This is a genomic window from Terriglobia bacterium (assembly GCA_036496425.1).
GTDB lineage: Bacteria > Acidobacteriota > Terriglobia > 20CM-2-55-15 > 20CM-2-55-15 > 20CM-2-55-15.
On record DASXLG010000215.1, the window covers coordinates 1 to 3,427 of the forward strand.

Annotated in this window: 5 protein-coding genes; 1 reads left to right on the top strand and 4 read right to left on the bottom strand. The window is 53.5% G+C overall.

What is annotated here, in order from left to right:
• Nucleotides 1–212, top strand: a 212-nt coding sequence (locus VGK48_15475; protein ID HEY2382576.1) for a DUF3828 domain-containing protein, incomplete at its 5' end; no start/stop codon positions are given.
• An 11-nt stretch (nt 213–223) separates the two neighbouring features.
• Here the strand turns inward: VGK48_15475 and VGK48_15480 are convergent.
• The 4 genes from VGK48_15480 to bshA all read right to left on the bottom strand — a co-directional run bounded on the left by VGK48_15480 (nt 224) and on the right by bshA (nt 3,386).
• Nucleotides 224–724, bottom strand: coding sequence for a hypothetical protein (locus VGK48_15480; protein HEY2382577.1), 501 nt, complete (start codon nt 722–724; stop codon nt 224–226).
• A gap of 18 nt (nt 725–742) precedes the next feature.
• A complete protein-coding gene (locus VGK48_15485) occupies nt 743–1,339 on the bottom strand; it encodes a hypothetical protein (protein ID HEY2382578.1) in 597 nt (198 codons plus the stop codon).
• Nucleotides 1,340–1,396: 57 nt separating this feature from the next.
• Complete coding sequence (locus VGK48_15490; protein HEY2382579.1) at nt 1,397–2,098, bottom strand: hypothetical protein; 702 nt, start codon at nt 2,096–2,098, stop codon at nt 1,397–1,399.
• 154 nt (nt 2,099–2,252) lie between these two features.
• The gene (bshA, locus tag VGK48_15495; protein HEY2382580.1) at nt 2,253–3,386 is read right to left on the bottom strand and encodes an N-acetyl-alpha-D-glucosaminyl L-malate synthase BshA; all 1,134 of its coding nucleotides are present in this window, start codon (nt 3,384–3,386) and stop codon (nt 2,253–2,255) included.
• Nucleotides 3,387–3,427: the final 41 nt, after the last annotated feature.

The following is a 3,427-nucleotide window of genomic DNA, read 5'->3' on the forward strand; positions in this document are numbered from 1 at the left end:
CGAATGGGCTAGGCGCGGATCCGTTCATTCAGGCACAGGACTTTGATAACGCCTGGAAATCAAACATTGTGGTGAAAAACCTGAAAACGACCGGCTCGAACGCCACGGCGCGAGTCGAACTCAAGGGAAAGGGCCTGAGCCAGAAGTTAAGTGTCTCCCTCGTGCAGGAACAAGACACTTGGAAACTGGATCAGGTCACACCAATCGATTAGCTCGCGGTTAACTAGTTGGGTTTGGGAAAAGTTGCGGCGCCGACTCTTTTACCGTTCTCCGTAAAGACGACTTCGGAGTATTCGCCCTTATCCACTGCCAGAATTAGCGGCGACGCGAAAGTGGCGCTCTTTTGCGCCGCGTCTTTGATCTTGTACGAGACATAAATCATTCCATTTGTTGTAGTCACTTTCGGGTCGTCATACTTTCGTAGGAAGTGTCCGCGCGCGATTGCGGCCACAACTATTTTGGTATCGAAAGTGTTGTCGGGTAGAAAATGGTTCTGTCCCATTGTCGGCGCCGCACCAAAGATTTTGTCGAATTGCGCCCGGCTGGTGAAGACGAGGTAAGAGGTCTGGGTCGTCAGGCCGGTGTCATTCCTCTCGAAGTAGCTACTGTCGTAGCGCTTGAATTCCAGCTTACGTTCCGGACCGGCCGTTGTGGTATCTGTCGCAAAAGCTTGAGCAACAACGATCAGCATTAACGCGGTGATAATCCCAGTAATCCGTTTCATTGACTTCGTCTTGAGTTGTTATCGAAGCATCTCTACCGACACCGCGTGGAACGGTTCTCGTTTGCCGGTATAACCCACCTTCACTCGTTTAGCGCGACGGAATTCGGCCTGTGGGTGTGGGTCCAGCACAATGTAACCTTGTAGGTCGTAATACATAGTGTCCGCATCGATGATGAATAATACGCGCCTGGTCGGCTCAGATTGAACAATGAGATGGTCTTCGTCCACGCCTAGACTGCTACCGGTCAAATAGTAGGTCGGCGTTTTTTCTTCCTTAGGCGTTGGTTTGGGCAGCGAGGCGAGAACCTGCACTTTCACCGCGGTATACGGCTCGCGATTTCCCGTGTAGATAACCTCGACCGGGCGATGCAGGGTGTTTGCGGGAACCCTTAGCCAGTGTCCATCGTCGCCATTCGCGAGTAAGAACGTGTGTGTTTCATGCAGTCGGGAGACAATCAACGTTTTCGCATCAATTTGTCGCACGATGCCGCTGAAGAAATGCCTTAGTTCCGGCGGATGATCATCTTTCCCAATCTCCGACGTCTGACCCATGATGGCGCCGACGATCGTGCAAATCGGGATCGCGAACAGAAAGACGGAAAACTTTCTAACCATTACCGCGCTGGCGAAAGCGAAACATTTTTATACTAACGCCTCCGACACCGAACTGGCTCATCGCACCCTGGTGTAAGTCACCGTTTTGCTCTCGATATGGCCGTCAGGGTAAAAGATGGCCGGATGGACGCTAAGTCTCATGCCGTCAGCGGACAGTGAAATTCCCCCCGTTTCTTTAAGAAGCCTGACCTCGGAGCCTACATTTCGTCTGCTGACTCCCTCATAGTAGATAATATTGCCACGGATCGTTCCCTGGTCCGGCGTGCCGGGCGAGTAATCCATGATCGCATTCTCGCCGGTTACGGTGATCGTGAGCATGTGTCCGTTTTGGTCGTTCCGCCACGTTCCGCTGAAAGAACCGCCTTCGCCAGATCTCGATCTCGGCGCGGCGACAGACCTTGAGCTCCCGGCCGAACTTGAACTGTTGGAAGATATTCTAACCGAAAGCGCCTCCGAGCCGCCGGTGATCCACCGAAAACGGACCTCAACCATTTTTCCAACCACATCCCCCGGGTCGATTCGTTGTCCGCGCTTGTTCAGCCACTGCGTTTGCTCCGTCTCAACGTAGGTCGTGGTATGAGAGCCAGAGCGAATTTCCAGCCTGTTGTCGTCGATGCTCGTGACCACTCCGGCATCGCTGCCGGGACCACCACTCTGCGCGTGAACACGTGACGCGACCGGAAAGGAAAGCGCGAAGAAGGCGACAACAAGCCACGCGAGTAATTGATCGCTATGTCCGAACAGTGATTTACGATTCATTTTTGTTTTCGTGAGTTTAATGACGTTTTGGCGCCGACGGCTTGGCGCTAAGGAGCATTAACCCAAGAGGTTATGCGAAAGTAAAGGATCAATCTGGTTACAACGCCGTGCGCTCTTTGTTATTCGAGAGGCAAGGGCGTTGATTGAATGACGGTTAATCTTTTCCTCTGCGATTTTTGCTTTTCACCCGACGGTAAAGAGTTTCGTAGCGGTCGACAATGATGTCGGCTGAGAATTTCTCGATAACGTGCTTTCTCCCCTGCTCGCCGAGGCTCCGCACGAGATCGGGAGATTCAACAAGCTTGTCCATCGCGGAGGCGAGCGCGGTAGCATTGGGAAACGGATAAAGCGGGTAAGTGTCGCCCACTACCTCTGGAATTCCTCCGACATCAAAGGCAACAATCGGTTTTCCGAAGGAGAGCGTTTCCAGGATGCTGAGCCCAAAGCTTTCGTAATCGGACGTGTAAAGTCCGGCGTCCGCAGCCGATATAAAATCTTCAACCGCGGCTTCGTTCTCTCGGATGATGATCTGTTTCTTCAAGCCGAGGCGATCAATCATTTCGGTGTAAGGCTGAATGGGTTCGCCAGCCAGGATGAGCAATCGGGTCCGGTCTCGTGTCCGCATCGCAGCGAAGGTTTGCAAAAGAAGATCTATTCTTTTCCCAGATCGCATGTTCGACATGTGCAGGATCAGGAATTCGTCCCGCACACCGAGCTCAGCGCGCACTTCCTCTCGACTGCGGCCGGCCGGCCGGGGGGTAAAGAAATTAGGAATGACCTCGATATCGCGCGAAACCTTAAGGGTCTCGCGGGTTTGTTCCTGTAAGCTTTTGGAAACGGCGGTGACCGCATCAGACCGGTCGAGCGCATATTCGATTGCCATGCGATAGGCCGGATCCTGGCCTAGCAGATTGGTGTCGGTGCCGTGCAACGTGGTAACGATGCCTGGTGAAACGTTTGACATTTGCGCAGCCAGTATCGCAGCCAGCGCATTCGGTACCGCATAGTGCGCGTGAATGATATCGAGTGAAACCGTCGAGGCGACCTCCGCCATCTTAACTGCCAAAGGCAAAGTGTAATCAGGGCACGGAAAAAGCGGATGATGCGCAAGTTCGACAAGATGAAAGTGAAGTCGCTCTTCCGCTGTATCCAGCCGGACCGGCCGTGCATAACTGAAGAAATGCACCTCGTGTCCGCGTCGCGCGAGTTCGTACCCCAGAGCGGTCGCCAAGATTCCGCTTCCCCCGATGAGCGGGAAACAGGCGATGCCAATTCGAAGAGGGTTCATTCCCGGCCAATATACGCGTCGGCGGAATTATCGATCGTTTC

Excerpts from the sequence above, each read along its gene's own strand:
- VGK48_15490 (HEY2382579.1), bottom strand. The coding sequence starts at position 2,098 with ATGAATCGTAAATCACTGTTCGGACATAGCGATCAATTACTCGCGTGG.
- VGK48_15485 (HEY2382578.1), bottom strand. The coding sequence starts at position 1,339 with ATGGTTAGAAAGTTTTCCGTCTTTCTGTTCGCGATCCCGATTTGCACG.
- bshA (HEY2382580.1), bottom strand. The coding sequence starts at position 3,386 with ATGAACCCTCTTCGAATTGGCATCGCCTGTTTCCCGCTCATCGGGGGA.
- VGK48_15480 (HEY2382577.1), bottom strand. The coding sequence starts at position 724 with ATGAAACGGATTACTGGGATTATCACCGCGTTAATGCTGATCGTTGTT.